Raw genomic sequence first — 15,885 nt, forward strand, 5'->3', positions numbered from 1 at the left:
CCCCGGACCGGCCTCCCCCGCTGACACGCCCTCGGTTCATCCGTCTGCCCCGAGAAGCAGCCCGGACGTGGGAACACCGCTTCCCGCGGTGACGAGCACCCGCGCGGCGCCGGGGACCTGGTTGACGGCGGTGCCGCGCAGCTGGCGCACCGCCTCGGCGATGCCGTTCATGCCGTGCAGGTACGCCTCGCCGAGCTGGCCGCCGTGGGTGTTGAGCGGCAGCGCGCCGGCGGCGACGAAGTCCCCGGCCTCGCCGGGCCCGCAGAATCCGTACGCCTCCAGTTGCATCAGCACGAACGGGGTGAAGTGGTCGTACAGAATGCCCACGTCGATGTCTCCCGGGGTCAGGCCGCTGGAACGCCACAGTTGCCGGGCGACCGCGCCGGCCTCGGGCAGGCCGGTCAGGTCGTCCCGGTAGAAGCTGGTCATCTGCTCCTGCGCCCGGCCCGCGCCCTGAGCGGCGGCGACGATCACGGCCGGCGGGTGCGGGAGCGTACGGGCCCGGTCGGCGGAGGTCACGACGACCGCCTGGCCGCCGTCCGTCTCCTGGCAGCAGTCGAGCAGCCGCAGCGGCTCGGCGATCCAGCGGGAGGCGGCGTGGTCGGCCAGGGTGATCGGCCTGCCGTGGAAGTACGCGGCCGGGTTGGCCGCCGCGTGGCGGCGGCCGGTGACGGCGACGTGCCCGAAGACCTCGGGCGTCAGACCGTACGTGTGGAGGTAGCGGCGGGCGGCCATGGCGACCCAGGACGCCGGCGTGAGCAGCCCGAAGGGCAGCGCCCAGCCGAGCGCCACGCCCTCCGCCGTGGGTTCGCGCCGCTGCACCCCGGCGCCGAAGCGGCGGCCGGAGCGCTCGTTGAAGGCGCGGTAGCAGACGACGACCTCCGCCGCGCCCGCCGCGACGGCGAGCGCGGCCTGCTGCACGGTGGCGCAGGCGGCCCCGCCGCCGTAGTGGACGCGGGAGAAGAAGGTCAGCTCCCCGATGCCGGCCGCCTGGGCGACGGTGATCTCGGGGCTGGTGTCCATGGTGAAGGTGACCAGGCCGTCGACGTCGCCGGGCCCGAGTCCGGCGTCGGCGAGGGCGGCCCGCACGGCCTCGGCGGCGAGGGTGAGCTCGCTGCGGCCGGAGTCCTTGGAGAACTCCGTGGCGCCGATGCCGACGACGGCGGCGGCACCGGAGAGGCCGGGGCCGCGCCGGGCGCTCATGCTCCGCCCCCGTCGGCCGGGCTCTCGGGCGCGGCCGCGGGCACGGCCACGTGGACGGTGCCGGTCACATGGCGTCCGAGCCGGTTCGTCCCGGTGACGGCGACCTCGACGGCGCGCCGGCCGGCCTCGCGGGCAGGACTCACGGAAACGACCCTTCCGCTCAATGTCAGGACATCGCCTGGATAGTTGGGCACCCCGAGTCGGATCGAAACCCTCACCAGTGTCGCGTCGGCACCGAAATGGTCGGTGATGTACCGGCCCACCAGACCATTGGTGGTGAGGATGTTCATGAAGATGTCGGGAGAGCCCTTGGCGCGGGCCGCTTCTGCGTCGTGGTGCACGTCCTGGAAGTCACGGGAGGCGAGGGCGCCCGCGACGATCAGCGTACGGGTGACGGGTACGGACAGCGGGGGCAGTTCGTCGCCGGGCCTCATGCGTCCGCCCCGTCCGGGAGGACCCGGAATACGGGCAACCGCAGCCCCGCGTCCACCTGGAGGAACTCCAGCTCTGCCCGCATCCCGATACGCACCCGGCCGGGCTCCGTGCCGATGAGATTACTGATCATCCTTACGCCTTCGGCCAGTTCGACCAGCCCGACGGCGTACGGGGGGTCGAAGGCGGGGAAGGGCGGGTGATGCATGACCACGTACGAGAAGACCCGCCCGGCACCGGACGCCCGGACGGCCGTCCACTCCGGCGAGCCGCAGCGGCCGCACCCGGGCAGCCAGGGGAAACGGAGCTCGGCGCAGGCGGCGCAGCGCTGGATGAGCAGTTGTCCGGCGGCGACGCCCTCCCAGAAGCCGGCGTTGTCGCGGTTGATCACCGGGCGGGGGCGCTGCGGGCGGAGCTCGTCCGCAGCGGGTCCGGGGGCGGCCTTCCCGGGTTTCGGGCGGGGCGCGTACTTGAGGATCCGGAAACGGTGCGTCCCTACGAGCGCGCCCGCCGTGCGGATCTCCGTCCGCGTCGTGACGAAGTGCCCGGCGCCGAGCCGGGTGTGCTTGAGGGGCGAGACGGTCTCGATCACGGCGTCGAAGGTGAGCTCGTCGCCGGGCCGGAGCGGCCGCAGGTATTCCTGTTCGCAGTCCGTGGCGACGACGGCGGTGTACCCGGCGCGGTCGAGGAGGCCGAGCAGCCGGTCGTAGGCGTCGGCGCGGCCGCCGCGCGGGCCGTGCCCGGAGAGGCCGCCCATGATCCACGCCTGGAGCATGGTGGGCGGGGCGACGGGGTCGGGGCCGGAGTAGGCGGGGTGACGGTCGCCCATCGCCTCGCACCAGTGCCTGATCATGGGCGGGTTGACGGGGTCGCGGGCCCGGCCGGAGACGGCGGCGGGCCGCCCTTCGAAGCCGGCGAGCTCTTCCGGCCGTAAGGGCCGCGAGGGCGGCAAGGGGGGCGCGGTGGGGTCGCTCATGGGTCCCTCCAAGTTTTTCTGACTGTCCGTCAGAAAAACTCGGGATGTCAAGAACGACGGCCGCCCGCCACGACGGTGGGTGCGCCCGGCCGGCGGCGGCCCGCCGTGACGGGTGCGCCCCGCCGGGGGCCCGGGCAACGGAAGCGGGGCCGCCGGCGGCTCGGCGACCCCGTACCCGCCGCGCGGATCCCGCGCGGCACATGGCTCCGCACATGGCCGCGCGACGGCACCGGAGTGCCGTCGCGCGCCATCACCAGACCCTGTCCACATTCACCCGGTCACGTCGTGGCTCCCCACGAGGGGCGGCCTACCACCAGTTGGTGAAGGTGACCGAGACGTTCTCCTGGTGGATGGCGGTGTCGTCGCCACCGACGACGCTCGCGGTGTTGTTCTGGTTCGAGGCACCGGTGCCGGTGGCCTGCTGCTGCCCCGTGGTGGAGTTGCCGTGGTTGGTACCCCCGACGCCGCTCCCCACGATGGCGGCCGCGGCGGCGTTGGAACCCCGGTTGGCCAGCTGGTTGCCGTCATCGGCCGAGGCAACGCCGGAGAAGAGAACGACGGCCATGGGCAGGGCCGCCACAGCAGCGAGGACGCGAGCAGTGCGGGTGCTTGCCATATCAATTCCTCCAGAACAGGAACGGAACTACTGCCTACTGCCGAGTGGTTGGCCGACCACCCGACGAACTTGCCGACGTCGCAACCTCAGAATTGCCCACCGAATCCCCGGCGAACCACCCGCCGCTCGCTATTCCCTCGCAAGCATGACCACTCAGGAATAAACCCCCACCACGCCCTCAAGCCCCCGCCCCGCGCCCCTCAGGGCGCGCTCGTACAGCCAGGGATCCCAAGCGCCCCAAGGGGAGAACCGTTCCGGCCCAAATTCGGCCAATTCCGTAAACCCGTTCAACGGACCAGGCACCCGGACGGCGAAAACGTTCAGGCAGCGGGGCCGGAACTCCCCGCAGCCGCCCGGAAAACCCTTACGAACGACTCACCGAGCGCCGACAGGAATACCGACGGCGGGCCGCCCCGCACCCCCGGCGGGACCGCCGGCCGCCCGCCCGGGGGCGGGCCGGGTGCCGACGACGACGGTCGCCTCGAGGTCCTCGCGGCCCACCACGCGCGGGACGAGACCGCTGCGGGCGAACGCCTCGGCGGTCCGGGGGGCCTGCCGCTCGCTCGTCTCCACGAGCAGGTGCCCGCCGGGCGCCAGCCACTCCGCCGACCCGGCGATGACCCGCCGCTGGATCTCCAGCCCGTCCGAGCCGCCGTCGAGCGCGACCCTGGGCTCGTGGATCCGCGCCTCCGGGGGCAGGAACTCGATCGCCTCGGTGGGCACGTAGGGGGCGTTGGCCACCAGGACGTCGACGCGGCCGCGCAGCGAGGCGGGCAGCGGCTCGTAGAGGTCACCCTCGTAGACGAGCCCCCGGTCACCGATGTTGCGGCGGGCGCAGCGCACGGCGGCGGGCTCGATGTCGGCCGCGTACAGCTCGATCCCCTCCAGGGCCCCGGCCAGCACGGCGCCGACCGCGCCCGACCCGCAGCACAGGTCGACGACGACGGCCCGCGAGGACCCCGGGCCGCGGCCCGCGGCCCGCGCCGGGCAGGCGGCACCCACGGCGAGGCGCGCCAGCGCGAGGGCCTCCTGGGCCAGGAACTCCGTCCGGCGGCGCGGCACGAACACCCCGGCGTCGACGGCTATCCGCAGCCCGGAGAACTCGGCCCAGCCCAGGACGTGTTCCAGGGGGAGCCCGTCGACGCGCCGTTCCACCATCGCCGCGAGCTCGGCGGGCGTACGTGCGGTGGAGACGAGCAACTCCGCCTCGTCCTCGGCGAAGACACAGCCGACGGCGCGCAGCCGGACGACGAGGGCGTCAAGAGAAAGCGAAGAGGAGGAAGAAGAGAGAGAAAGAGACATGAGAGCCTTCCGGGATACCGAAGGGCGCTCTCACGGTCGTCCTGCTAGAGGGTGACGACCGTACAGCTGAGGGAGGAGAGCACCCTGCCTGCGACTGCGGTAATGGGTCCCACCTCCTAGGTCGAAAATTTCGATCACTGCTGAGCGGCAACATTACCGGAGCCGGCGCCCGGTGCAAACAGAAGAAGGCAGCAGGGCCGCCCCTTCAGCATTACGTCATACTTTCCGATCGAATACCGGAAGAACGGCGTGTAAGGACCGATACACCTCTGCGGACAAGACCCCCGCGATCGGCGCCTCCTGGCCGCCCGTCCCCTGACTCGTCCACCCCGCGTCGCGCGACGCGGGGTGGAGCCATGACCTCGCCCGGACGTCAGCCGATCGTCACCCCGAACGCCGACAGCGCCTCCTTCACGGGCTGGAAGAAGGTGGTGCCGCCCTCGGTGCAGTTGCCGTCGCCGCCCGAGGTGAGGCCGACGGCGTCCGTGCCGGAGAAGAAGGGGCCGCCGCTGTCGCCGGGTTCGGCGCAGACGTTGGTCTTGGTGAGGCCGGAGACCCGGCCCTCCGGGTAGGTCACCGTCCAGTTGAGGCCGGTGACCTGGCCGGAGGAGACACCGCCGAGGCGCGGGCTCGTGGTGGCGCCGCTGCGCCGGACGTTCTCGCCCATGACCGCGTCATGGGCGCCGGTGATGGGCTGCGCGCTGCCGTTGTAGAGGTTGACCTGGCTCGGGTGGTCGATGGCGGTGTCGGTGTAGTCGACGATGGCGTAGTCGTCGCCGGGGAAGTGCGACCCGCCCGTGGGGACGCGGCCGATCTCCGGGCCGCCGTCGGTGGTGGACCAGCTCTTGATCGGGTTGCCGCAGTGCCCGGCCGTGAGGAAGGCCGCCGAATTGTCGGGCCGCTTGACGTTGAACCCGAGCGAGCACTTCCCATGGAAGCCGGCCCGCTCCGATCCGTAGATCGCGTCGCCGCCCGCGAGGAACGCCCGGAGTTCCGTTGTCGTTCTTTTCAGCTCCACGGCCTGGCCGAGCGGTTTGAGCACCTCGTTCAGCTTGTCCAGTTTCGCGCCCGTGACCGTGGGGTCGGCGATGACATTGACCCGACCGGTGGCCGGGTCCGCGCCCCACGCGGTCCCGGGAATCAGGTCGCTGGAGTTCAGGGTCAGCATGGTGGCGTCGGCCCTGGGGTCGCCGGGCCGTACGGCGCCGGCGCTGTCCGGGCCGAGGGCCACGGCGGTCAGCGCGGCCAGGGCCGCGGCGGCGCACGCGGCGAGGCGTCGCCGGAGTGGGGCGGATCGTTGCATGGCATCTCCCGAGTGAATGCCGGAACCACGAGTCCGGATGGGCGTTTTCCGCGCCTTGGGGCGCGGAAGACCACCAATCATCACAAGGAGTGAACGTCTCCAGGGCGCGCGAGGGCACCATAGGCAACCAAACCACCCGTATAAGCGACATAATTTCCCTCGCGTGTTCGCACCACGTGAGCACATTCCCCGTACTCCTCACCCACAGCGACCCCCGCCGCAGGACCACCACGGTCCTCCACCGAACGGCCCACCCGACGGCGCGGCCACGGCCACCCGCGAGGGCGCCGGACGTATAGCGGTTCCCTCACCGCCGACAAATCTCCGTCAGCGCACGTCACCCTTTCGTCAACTTTCTTGCCGCCTCGCACGACCCCCGGAGAAGCTATTCGCGGTTTCCCGGGAATTACGGATCCGGCAATTGCGGAACACCCGCCGCTGGAATTCAGGATTCCAGGGAAACGACCCGCCACGCCTGGTCGGGTGCCGCGGTGACGCTGGGTTCCAGTGCGGCACCGCTGTCCGGAACCACTCCCCGACGTCTTGAGGGTGTCATGACTGCAACGCCGACCGGTGCCCCTTCCTATACGCGCCGTTGCGCGCACGCGCTCAATTCGCTGCACTCGATTCCGTACTTCACCGACGACCTGGCAAAAGAACTCGCGGAATTCGGGCTGACCGACCCGATGGGCGTCTACTTCGCGGGCCGGATGTCGCCGCTCGGGGTCGTGGCCGCGCCCGTCGTGACCGCCGTCTGCAACACGTTCGCGCCGGGTCTCGTCGCGGAGCGGGTGCCCGCGCTGTGGGAGAAGGTCTCACCCGAGCGGGCGGTCGAGGCGCGGCTGAGCACCGCCGGTGAGGCGCTGGAGCGGCTGCTGGGTACGGACGTCGTGCGGTCGGACGCCATGGCGGAGGCCGCGGAGCTGGCCCGGGTCGCGGCCTCGGCCGGCCGGTTCCCCGGGCGCCCGCTGTTCGCGGCGAACGCGGCCCTCGACCGGCCCGAGGAGCCGCACCTCGCGCTGTGGCACGCGGCGACGCTGCTGCGCGAGTACCGGGGCGAGGGGCACACCATCGCGCTCGCCCACGCCGGGCTGTCCGGCGTGCACGCGCTCGTCGTCGACTGCGCCAGCGACCTCGGCATGGCGAAGGAGATCGTCATGTCCAAGCGTGGCTGGACCGCGGAGGAGTGGTCCACCGCCGAGGAGGAGCTCCGGGACCGCGGCCTGATGGACGGTGCCGGCGCGCTGACCGCCCGCGGTGTCGCGCTCCGCGAGGAGGTTGAGCGCGAGACGAACCGCCTGGACCGGGAGCCGTACGCGTTCCTGGGCGAGGCCGGCGTCGAGAAGCTGGCCACGTACGTCCACGGACTCGTCAGCGCCGCCGGCCGCGCCGGGGCGTTCGTCCCGCAGCTCTTCCGGTTCTTCGCCCCCGACACCGACGCCTGGAACAAGCTCTGACGCGTCGCCCCGCCTGCCGCCGCCTCGGCACCGGCACGGCCGGGGCCTCCGACGCCCGGGCCGGCCGCCGCCCGCGAACAAACCCGTAACGGACCGGACCCGTTCCGGCCACCGACGACCACCACCCACCACCCGAGGTGACCATGACCGTCCCCGCCGTCCAGCTGTCCACCGGCCCGGAGATCACCCGCCCCGACGTGCACACGGTGTACATGAGCCACTGGTTCGTCGACGGCGCCGAGCAGGGGCGCGCCGTCCTCGACGAGATCGTGGACGCGTGGGAGCGCACTCCCTGGTTCGAGGGGGTCCTCTCGCTCTCCTGCTACCTGAGCAGCGAGCACGACACCGTGCTGACGTACGCCCAGTGCGCGAACGACGACGTCTACCGCCCGTTCCTGCGCAGCCTGCCCGCCGGGCCCGCGCGGACCGAACCGATCGCCTACCGCCCGTACCGCAGCGTGGTGCGGGGCCCGGGGGCGGGCGCGCCGGGCAGCTTGATCCTCGCCAGCTTCGACGTGGACGGCGCGGAGCGCCAGCGACGCGTCGTGAACACGGTCGTGGACCACCTGGAGGCCACGCCGGCGGAGGATCAGACGGGCCTGCTCGCCGCGCACTTCCACGTCAGCGTGGACGGCACGCGGGTGCTGAACGTCGCGGAGTGGACGAGCGACGAGGCGCACGCCGCGTTCCTCGACGGGGCCTCGCGCCGCAGGGTGCTACAACTCTCCCTGGACACCCCGGGGGTCCGGCCCATCGGCTTCAAGCGCTACCACTTCCACCGCGGCCTCCGGTTCTGACCGCCTCCGTGCCCCCGCACGGGAACCGGAACAGCGAGGAACGAGCCATGACCGCACCCGTCTTCCCCGACGTCGACCGCCCTGACTCCGGGCTGGCGCTCGTCACCCCGCTCTACGTGGGCACCCCCGGGATCCAGCGCGCGGTGGCCGACGCCGTCCTCGCCGAGTGGACGGCCGCGCCCCGCCCCGGGGGCCTGCTCTCGCAGAGTTGTTACGTCAGTGTCTGCGGCGAGAACGTGTGGACGTACGAGCAGTGGACGGGCCTCGACGCGTACCGTGCCTCCGGCCGTCTGTACGAGCGGCCGGCCACGCTGCGCGGCATAGGCGAGGACGGGGCGGACATCGAACGCTCCTCCCCCATCGCCTTCCGTCTGTACCGCAGCAACCTCTACGACGGCACCGAGGGCGTCCCGACCCGCGTCGTGGTCCCGGCCTTCGACGTCGACGGCCGTGCCGCCCAGCGCGGGCTCATCGACGCGCTGCTCGACGGCCCGCTGGCCGAGGGGCCCCCGGGGCTGTTCGCCGCGCACTTCCACTACAGCCTCGACGGCAGCCGGGTCCTGAACTACGCGGAGTTCACCGACGACCAGGCGCACATGGACTTCCTCGCCGGCCCGAAGGCCGCGGCCGCGACCCGGCTGACCGCCGAGACGCCGGGAGTCCGCGGCATCGGCGGCAAGCGCTACATCCTGCACGGCAGTGTGGGGACGGCACCGCTCGCCGGCTGATCCCCCGGGGGACGACCGCGGCAGCGGTGGGGCGGGAGGCTCCCCTGTGACCTCCCGCCCCACCGCTCGTACCGCTCAGCCCCACGTGTGGCCCGCGGGCTCCTCGATGGTGGTGTTTATGCGGTTGAAGAAGTTGGTCAGGGCGACCATCAGAATGATCGCGGAGAGCTGCCGCTCGTCGAAGTGGTCGGCGGCCTCGTCCCAGACGGCGTCCGGGACGGCCTGGCCGGTGCGGTCGGCGATGCGGGTGGCGGACTCGGTGAGGGCGAGCGCCGCGCGCTCGGCGTCGGTGAAGAAGGGGGCCTCGCGCCAGGCGGCGACCATGTGCAGCCGCTCGTCGGTCTCGCCGGCCTTCTTCGCGCTGTCCACCCCGCCGAACACGCACACGGCACACCCGTTGATCTGGCTGGCGCGCAGGTGGACCAGCTCCAGGACCTGCTGCGGCACACCGCCCTGGTACACGGCCTTGAAGAGGGTCTGCACGCCCTTCGTGACGTCGGGCAGGACCACGGCGGGGTTCTTCATACGAGCGTTCATGTCGTCCTTCTTCCGTTTTCGCGACCGGTTATCGTCCGTCACTGCACTGACGGATGACGTCGCGAGGATGTGACACGTGAGCGAGAAGGATTTTCTGGCGCGGAGGTTCGAGGAGCACCGTCCCCATCTGCGGGCGGTGGCCTACCGGATGCTCGGCTCGCTCGGCGAGGCCGAGGACGCGGTGCAGGAGGCGTGGTTCAAGCTGAACCGCTCCGACGTCTCCGGGGTGGCGAACCTGGGCGGCTGGCTGACCACGGTGACCGGCCGGGTGTGCCTGGACATGCTGCGCTCGCGCGCCACGCGGCGCGAGGAGCCGCTGGAGGACGCGGAAGGCCGGGTCCGGCTGCCCGACCCCATCCTGAGCGGCCCGGACGGACTGGATCCGGAACAGGAGATCCTGCTGGCCGACTCGGTCGGCCTCGCCCTGATGATCGTCCTCCAGACGCTCGGCCCGGCCGAGCGCCTCGCCTTCGTGCTGCACGACATGTTCGCCGTGCCCTTCGACGAGATCGCGCCGGTCCTCGGCCGCACCCCGGCGTCCACCAGGCAACTCGCCAGCCGCGCCCGCCGCCGCGTCCAGGACGGGGCGCCCGCCCCGGACACGGACCCGGCCGAGCGGCGCACGGTCGTCGACGCCTTCCTGGCCGCGGCGCGCGGCGGGGACTTCGAGGCGCTCGTGGCCGTGCTCGACCCCGGGATCGTGGCGCGGTCCGACGGCGGCTCCCTGCTGCCGAACGCGCTCCGCCGGGGCGCGGCGGAGGTCGCCTCCCAGGCGATCACCTTCGCCCGCTTCGCCGAGGCCGCGCGACCGGTGCTGGTCAACGGCACGCCCGGAGTGGTCGCGCTCGCTCAGGGCCGGGTCATGTCGGTCATGTCGTTCACCATTCAGGACGGCCGGGTCACGGCCCTCGACATCCTCACCGACCCGGAGCGCCTGGCGGGGATCGACGTGGAGGCACTCGGCGTCTGAGGCGATCGGTCCGGGAGAGCGGAAGAAAAATCCTCAGCACGGTCACATTCACGGGACCCGGCGGGTCAGAGCGGTGAAGGACGCAAGAACCGCCGGGGCGCCCCGCCCCGGCACCGGCCCGCTGAGGAGCGCTCCCGATGTCCACCACCTGCCTCGTCGTCACCCTCCTGGCCGCCGCGATGTCGGGCTTCTCGGCCGGCTCGGTCTTCCTCCGCGCCCCGTGGGTCGTCCAGCCCATGGCCGACTACGGCGTACCGCGCGCGTGGTGGACCCGGCTGGGTGCCGCGAAGGCGGCGGGCGCGGCGGGCCTGGTGGCGGGCCTGTTCGTGCCCGTCATCGGCGCCCTGGCCGCGGTCGGCCTGATCCTGTACTTCACCGGTGCGGTCGTCACGGTCCTCCGCGCCCGCCGGTACGCGCACGTCCCGTTCCCGCTGCTCTACGCGGCGCCGGTGGCCGCCGCCCTGGCCCTGGCCTGACGCCGGACCGCCCGCACCGGCCAGGGTGCGGCGACCGGCGGCGACGGGCCACCGCGGCGCCCTACAGTGACCGGACGGCGACCGAGGAGCGCGACCGGGAGCGGCGGCAGGTCTTCGGCGACGACGCCGAGCAGTACGACGCGGGCCGCCCGGGGTATCCGGAACGGATGGTCGACGACGCCCTGGAGTTCGCCGCCCTGCCGGCGGGCGCCCCCGCGGTCGAGGTCGGCGCCGGCACCGGAAAGGCGACGCTCGCCTTCGCGGCCCGCGGCACCCCGGTGACCTGCGTGGAGCCGGACGCGCGGATGGCGCGGGTGCTGCGGCGCAACCGCGCGGCGATGCCCCATGTCGCCGTCGAGGTCGCCGACTTCGAGTCCTGGCGCCCGGACCGCCCCTACGGGCTGCTGTACTGCGCCCAGGCGTGGCACTGGATCGACCCGGCGGTGCGCTGGGCGCGCGCGAGAACGGCACTCGGGCCGGGCGGGACGCCGGCCCTCTTCTGGAACCACTGGCGGCCGGCGGACCGTGACCTGTCGGACCGGCTGACCGCCGTCCACGCCCGGCACGGGGTGGACGTCCCGTCGTACACGCTCCTCGACCCGCGCCCCCGGCCGGCGCGGCACGGCCCGGAGGCCCGCCAGTGGCGGGAGACGGAGGCCGACGGCGGCTTCACCGACCTGACGCACCGCCTGCACGGGTCCGCGCACGACCGCTCGCCCACCGGCCTCGTCGAACTGCTGGCGTCCTGCTCCGGCTACCGCGTGCTCCCCGCGGCGACGCGCGGCCACCTCTACGAGGAGACGGCCCGCACCGTGGCCGCGGAGGGCGGCACCGCGCGGGTGCGGATCACCACCAGCCTCTTCCTGGCCCGGAGCCTCGGCTGAGCCCGGCCGCCCGGCGCCGGAACGCGCGAAAGGGGTGCCCGGAGATCCCGGCACCCCTTCTGATCAGCTCGTACGCCGACCTGGCGGAGAGTGTGGGATTTGAACCCACGGTGACATCGCTGCCACGACGGTTTTCAAGACCGTTCCCTTAGGCCGCTCGGGCAACTCTCCCCGCGTCGGAGAGATCCTCACCGACGCGGAGACAGCCTACCGGCTGCGTGAGTCCGGCGCGGAGCCGTGGTCGGAGGGTGGACACGGGCCCCGGTTCCGGGGGGCCGGGGCGGTGTGTGCCGCCGCGGGCCGACAGGGTGTCAGAGCCGGCCCAGGCGGGAGACCAGGAGGGCCGCGTCGTCCGGGGAGTCGGCCGGGCGGACGGACATGAGGGCGTCGCAGATCTCGTCGAGGGGGGCGCGGGGGTCGCGGACGGCCTTGCCGAGGATCGCGATGCCCTGTTCCAGGTCGAGGACGCCCTTGCGGTCCTCGACCATGCCGTCCGTGTAGAGGACCAGCAGGCTGCCGGGCTCGACGGAGATCTCCGTGTCCGCGTACATGTGGTGGAGGCCCATGCCCATCGGCGGGCCCGGGTCGCAGGTGAGGGGCGCGGCCGAGCCGTCGGGGCGGACCAGGAGGGGCGGGGGGTGGCCCGCCAGGGCGATGCGGCAGCGGCCGGTGCCCGCGTCGTAGACCGCGCAGACGCAGGTCGCGGCGAGTTCGTCGTCGTTGCCGGCCAGGATCCCGTCCAGGCGGGTGAGCAACTGGCCCGGCCGCAGGCCGACGGCGAGCAGGGCGTGGACGGAGGCGCGGTAGCGGCCCATCGCGGCGGCGGCGCCCACGCCGTGGCCCATCACGTCGCCGACGCCGAGCCCGATCCGGCCGGCGGGCAGGGCCACGGCGTCGTACCAGTCGCCGCCCGCCAGGGTGCCGTCCTCGGCCGGGCGGTAGCGGTACGCCGCGCGGAACCAGCTCTCCGACGGCAGCCGGGTGGGGAGCAGGTGGCGCTGGAGGGCGAGGGTGGCGAGGCGTTCGCGGCGGTAGAGGAGGGCGTTGTCGATCGCCGTGGCGGCGCGGGCCGCCAGCTCGACGGCGAGCATCCGGCCGTCCCCCGCGTAGCCCGCGGCGCCGTGCCGGAGGAAGGTGACGGCGCCGAGCACCCGGCCGACGGCGGTCAGCGGCACCGTGATCCCGTGCCGGACGACCCCGCCCGCCACCTCCGTCTCGAAGGTCACGGGCCGCGCGGTGCCGACGCACTCGGCGACCGCCGGGGACGCCGGGCGGGCCGGCGGGAGGTCGTCCTCGGGGCGCGGGCGCCGGGCGTCCGGCGGCAGGACGAGGGGGTGGACGAGCGGGATCGCCGTGCAGGGACTGTCCGGTGTCGCGTACCAGCCGCGGATCTCGCAGGCGCCGACGTCCGGCTCGGCCGCGGCCTTCAGCAGCTCGACCTCGACGGCGTCGGCGAACTCCGGGACGCAGCCCTCGGCCAGCTGGCCCGCGACCGTCCGCGGGTCGAGGCCCTGGCCGAGCCGGGCGCCGACCCTGCCGAGCAGGACGAGCCGGCGCCGGTCCCGGGCCGCCTCCAGGACCTCCCGTTCGGCGTCGGCCCGTTCGTGGACGAGGCCGCCGACGCCCACCACCGTGCCGTCCGCGTCGCGCAGCGGGAACATGCTGCCGGTGGCGACCCTGGGGGCGCCGTCCGGCCGGACGGCCGCGACCTGGAGGTTCTCGACGGTCTCGCCGTCCTCGACGACGCGGCGCAGCACCTTCTCGTACGCCTCGGGGTACGGCAGCTCCAGCACTTCGAGGACGGAGCGGCCCAGGTGCTCCTCGGCCGTCAGGCCGTTCAGCCGGGCCAGGACGTCGTTGACGTACCGGAAGCGCAGGTCGGTGTCGAGGACCGCCAGGCCCACGGGAGAGGAGTGCAACAGGCGGTCCAGAGTGGCGATGTCGCCCTGCCGTTGCTCCTGGGGCAGGGCCACGGCCAGCACCCCCGTGCCGTCCGCCAGCGGCACCGCCACGGGGTACCAGACGACGCTGCGGCAGGTGCCGTCGCGGCGGCGCACCCAGTCGCCGCGCGCCTCCCCGGCGGACCGCAGCAACTCCTTGACCAGGTCACCGCCTTGGACCCGGCCTCCGTCGGCGAGGAGCGCGGCGTCCCGGCCGACGATCTCCCGCTCGGCGTAGCCGGTCAGGTCGCGGGCGCCGTCGCTCCACTGCTGGACACGGCCGTCGGCGTCGATGAGCGCCGTGGCGGGCGGGGGCCCGTCGGCCGGACGCGACGCGCGGGACCCCTCGGCCAGGCCCCGCGAACGAGGAGAGAGGACCACCTTGCGCACCGTCCTCACCGGCCCGGACCACCCGCGGACACCGGCCGGAACGCGCCTCCGCCCGGCCCCTTTCGTCTCACGGATGATAGGGGGCCGGGCGGCGGGCCGGGGCGCGTTCGACGGGTTCCCGGCGGGTCGGGGTGAGGTCCCCGAACGCGCCGGTCGGCGCTACGAGCGGTTGTCGCCCTTGCGTTCGCCGAGGACGACCTCGGCCGTGGCCTGCTTGCCGTCACGGGTGTAGGTCAGGGTGACCTTGTCGCCGGGGCGGTGCGTCCAGATCTCGCTGATCAGCGTGGGGCCGCTGTCGATGGCCGTGTCGTCCAGCTTGGTGATCACGTCGCCCGGCTTCAGGCCGGCCTTGTCGGCGGGCCCGCCCGGGGTGACGGACGCGGCGTTGCCCTCCCCCGAGGGGGAGATCTTGGCGCCGCTGCCGGATTCCCGCATGTTCACCGTGGCGGCGATGACGGGGTAGGTCGGCACCCGGTCCTTGATCAGCTGGTCCGCGACGTTCTTCGCCTGGTTGATCGGGATCGCGAAGCCGAGGCCGATGCTGCCGGCCTGCTGCTGGCCGCCGAAGCCGCCGCCGCCGTTGCCGGCGGACTGGATGGCGGAGTTGATGCCGATGACCGCGCCCTGGGCGTTGAGCAGCGGGCCGCCGGAGTTGCCGGGGTTGATCGAGGCGTCCGTCTGGAGGGCGCTCATGTACGAGGCGTTGGAGTTGCCGCCACCGCCGTCGCTGGAGGCGACCGGGCGCTTCTTGGCGCTGACGATGCCCGTGGTGACCGTGCCGGAGAGGCCGAAGGGCGCGCCGATGGCGATCGTGGCGTCGCCGACGGCGGTCTTGTCGGAATTGCCGAGCGGGAGGGGGTTGAGGGTGGCGCCGGAGGCGTCCTTCAGCTTCAGGACGGCGACGTCGTAGCCCTGGGCGCGGCCGACGACCTCCGCGGCGTACTGCTTGCCGTTGGAGAACGTGGCCGTGAGCTTGCCGCCGCCCTGGGCGGCGGAGGCGACGACGTGGTTGTTGGTGAGGATGTGGCCCTGCTTGTCGTAGACGAAGCCGGTGCCCGTGCCGCCCTCGCCGCCGCCGCTCTGCGCCTCGATGGTGACGACGCTGGGCAGCGCCTTGTTGGCGATGTCGGCGACGGAGCCGGGGCTGCGGCTCTCGACCTTGGGGTCGCCGGAGGAGGAGACGGTCGTGGAGGAGCCGCTGTCGCTGCGGTTGGCCGCCCAGAAGCCGACGCCGCCGCCGACGCCGCCCGCGACGAGCGCCGCCACCAGGACGGCCGCGACGAGACCGCCCGCGCGCTTGCGCGGCGGCGGGACGGGGGCCGCTCCCCAGACGCCGTCGTGCGCGCCGGGGCCGCCGGGCGCGCCGCCGTACGCCTGCGGCTGCATCTGGACCTGCGGCTCACCGCCGGGCTGCCCGTACCAGGGGCCGGGGGCGCCGGGGCCACCGTGCGCGCCCGGCGCGCCGAGGGGCTGCCCGGCCGCGCCCACCGCGCCGGCCTGCGCGTAGGCCGGCTGCTGCGGGGTGGTGGGGGCCTCGGAGGCGGGCGGGGTGTGCGGGTGCTGCGGGGCAGGGGACGGGGCACCGTGAGGGTCGCCCGCTGCGGATCCCTCCGCGCCGGTCGCGCCGACGGCCGGCAGCTGCGCCGTGCGGTCGGCGGGCGCGGCGGCGGGCGTCCCGGCCTTCTCCATGGACACCTCGGAGGCCGCAGGTGCCGCGGGCGGCGCGCTGGGCACGGGAGGGACCGACGGAACGGGGCGCTCCGGCTCGGGGGACGGCGTCGTGGACTCCGCACCCGGACCGGGCGCGGACGGAACGGCGGCGCCCTCGTTCTCGGTGCTCACAGTTCTCTCCTCAATCACGTGCACCACCGGGT

At 73.6% G+C, this 15,885-nt stretch carries 15 protein-coding genes and 1 tRNA gene; 6 read left to right on the forward strand and 10 right to left on the reverse strand.

The window, feature by feature from the left end:
* Positions 1-36: 36 nt before the first annotated feature.
* The 6 genes from SMD11_RS16195 to SMD11_RS16220 all read right to left on the reverse strand — a co-directional run bounded on the left by SMD11_RS16195 (position 37) and on the right by SMD11_RS16220 (position 5,832).
* A complete protein-coding gene (locus SMD11_RS16195; protein ID WP_087927128.1) occupies positions 37-1,203 on the reverse strand; it encodes a lipid-transfer protein in 1,167 nt (388 codons plus the stop codon).
* Positions 1,200-1,637 carry a MaoC family dehydratase gene (locus SMD11_RS16200; protein WP_087927129.1) on the reverse strand — a complete coding sequence of 146 codons (438 nt, stop codon included), beginning with the start codon at positions 1,635-1,637 and terminating at the stop codon, positions 1,200-1,202. Before SMD11_RS16200 ends, SMD11_RS16195 begins: the two co-directional genes overlap by 4 nt.
* Positions 1,634-2,611, reverse strand: a complete 978-nt coding sequence (locus tag SMD11_RS16205; protein ID WP_087927130.1) for a bifunctional MaoC family dehydratase N-terminal/OB-fold nucleic acid binding domain-containing protein — start codon at positions 2,609-2,611, stop codon at positions 1,634-1,636. Before SMD11_RS16205 ends, SMD11_RS16200 begins: the two co-directional genes overlap by 4 nt.
* Positions 2,612-2,918: 307 nt before the next feature.
* Positions 2,919-3,227: a hypothetical protein gene (locus SMD11_RS16210; RefSeq protein ID WP_087927131.1), complete on the reverse strand. Its 309-nt coding sequence runs from the start codon at positions 3,225-3,227 to the stop codon at positions 2,919-2,921.
* 375 nt (positions 3,228-3,602) lie between these two features.
* Positions 3,603-4,529: a putative protein N(5)-glutamine methyltransferase gene (locus SMD11_RS16215; RefSeq protein ID WP_087927132.1), complete on the reverse strand. Its 927-nt coding sequence runs from the start codon at positions 4,527-4,529 to the stop codon at positions 3,603-3,605.
* A 373-nt stretch (positions 4,530-4,902) separates the two neighbouring features.
* Positions 4,903-5,832: a S1 family peptidase gene (locus SMD11_RS16220; protein ID WP_234366061.1), complete on the reverse strand. Its 930-nt coding sequence runs from the start codon at positions 5,830-5,832 to the stop codon at positions 4,903-4,905.
* Between the two features lie 554 nt (positions 5,833-6,386).
* Between SMD11_RS16220 and SMD11_RS16225 the strand changes: the two genes are divergently transcribed.
* The 3 genes from SMD11_RS16225 to SMD11_RS16235 all read left to right on the forward strand — a co-directional run bounded on the left by SMD11_RS16225 (position 6,387) and on the right by SMD11_RS16235 (position 8,814).
* Positions 6,387-7,289, forward strand: coding sequence for an SCO6745 family protein (locus tag SMD11_RS16225; protein WP_087927134.1), 903 nt, complete (start codon positions 6,387-6,389; stop codon positions 7,287-7,289).
* A gap of 143 nt (positions 7,290-7,432) precedes the next feature.
* Complete coding sequence (locus SMD11_RS16230) at positions 7,433-8,086, forward strand: antibiotic biosynthesis monooxygenase (protein ID WP_087927135.1); 654 nt, start codon at positions 7,433-7,435, stop codon at positions 8,084-8,086.
* 47 nt (positions 8,087-8,133) lie between these two features.
* A complete protein-coding gene (locus SMD11_RS16235) occupies positions 8,134-8,814 on the forward strand; it encodes a monooxygenase (protein WP_087927136.1) in 681 nt (226 codons plus the stop codon).
* Positions 8,815-8,889: 75 nt separating this feature from the next.
* Here the strand turns inward: SMD11_RS16235 and SMD11_RS16240 are convergent, their stop codons facing one another.
* Positions 8,890-9,351 (reverse strand): carboxymuconolactone decarboxylase family protein, encoded by a 462-nt coding sequence (locus SMD11_RS16240; RefSeq protein ID WP_087927137.1) that lies wholly within the window; start codon positions 9,349-9,351, stop codon positions 8,890-8,892.
* Between the two features lie 76 nt (positions 9,352-9,427).
* Here SMD11_RS16240 and SMD11_RS16245 point away from each other — a divergent pair, with 76 nt between their 5' ends.
* The 3 genes from SMD11_RS16245 (at position 9,428) to SMD11_RS16255 (ending at position 11,681) form a co-directional block, all read left to right on the forward strand.
* Complete coding sequence (locus SMD11_RS16245; RefSeq protein ID WP_087927138.1) at positions 9,428-10,321, forward strand: sigma-70 family RNA polymerase sigma factor; 894 nt, start codon at positions 9,428-9,430, stop codon at positions 10,319-10,321.
* 137 nt (positions 10,322-10,458) lie between these two features.
* Entirely contained in the window at positions 10,459-10,797 is a 339-nt protein-coding gene (locus SMD11_RS16250) for a DoxX family protein (protein ID WP_087927139.1), read from the forward strand.
* 167 nt (positions 10,798-10,964) lie between these two features.
* On the forward strand, positions 10,965-11,681 hold the full coding sequence (locus tag SMD11_RS16255) for a class I SAM-dependent methyltransferase (RefSeq protein WP_087927140.1): 717 nt from the start codon (positions 10,965-10,967) through the stop codon (positions 11,679-11,681).
* An 81-nt stretch (positions 11,682-11,762) separates the two neighbouring features.
* Here SMD11_RS16255 and SMD11_RS16260 read toward each other — a convergent pair.
* The 3 genes from SMD11_RS16260 to SMD11_RS16270 all read right to left on the reverse strand — a co-directional run bounded on the left by SMD11_RS16260 (position 11,763) and on the right by SMD11_RS16270 (position 15,853).
* Positions 11,763-11,852 (reverse strand) — tRNA-Ser (locus SMD11_RS16260).
* A 140-nt stretch (positions 11,853-11,992) separates the two neighbouring features.
* The gene (locus SMD11_RS16265; protein ID WP_159395307.1) at positions 11,993-14,002 is read right to left on the reverse strand and encodes a SpoIIE family protein phosphatase; all 2,010 of its coding nucleotides are present in this window, start codon (positions 14,000-14,002) and stop codon (positions 11,993-11,995) included.
* 168 nt (positions 14,003-14,170) lie between these two features.
* Entirely contained in the window at positions 14,171-15,853 is a 1,683-nt protein-coding gene (locus tag SMD11_RS16270) for a trypsin-like peptidase domain-containing protein (RefSeq protein ID WP_234366062.1), read from the reverse strand.
* Positions 15,854-15,885 lie beyond the last annotated feature (32 nt).

The sequence above is a fragment of the Streptomyces albireticuli genome (genome assembly GCF_002192455.1).
In the GTDB taxonomy this organism is placed as follows: Bacteria; Actinomycetota; Actinomycetes; order Streptomycetales; family Streptomycetaceae; genus Streptomyces; species Streptomyces albireticuli_B.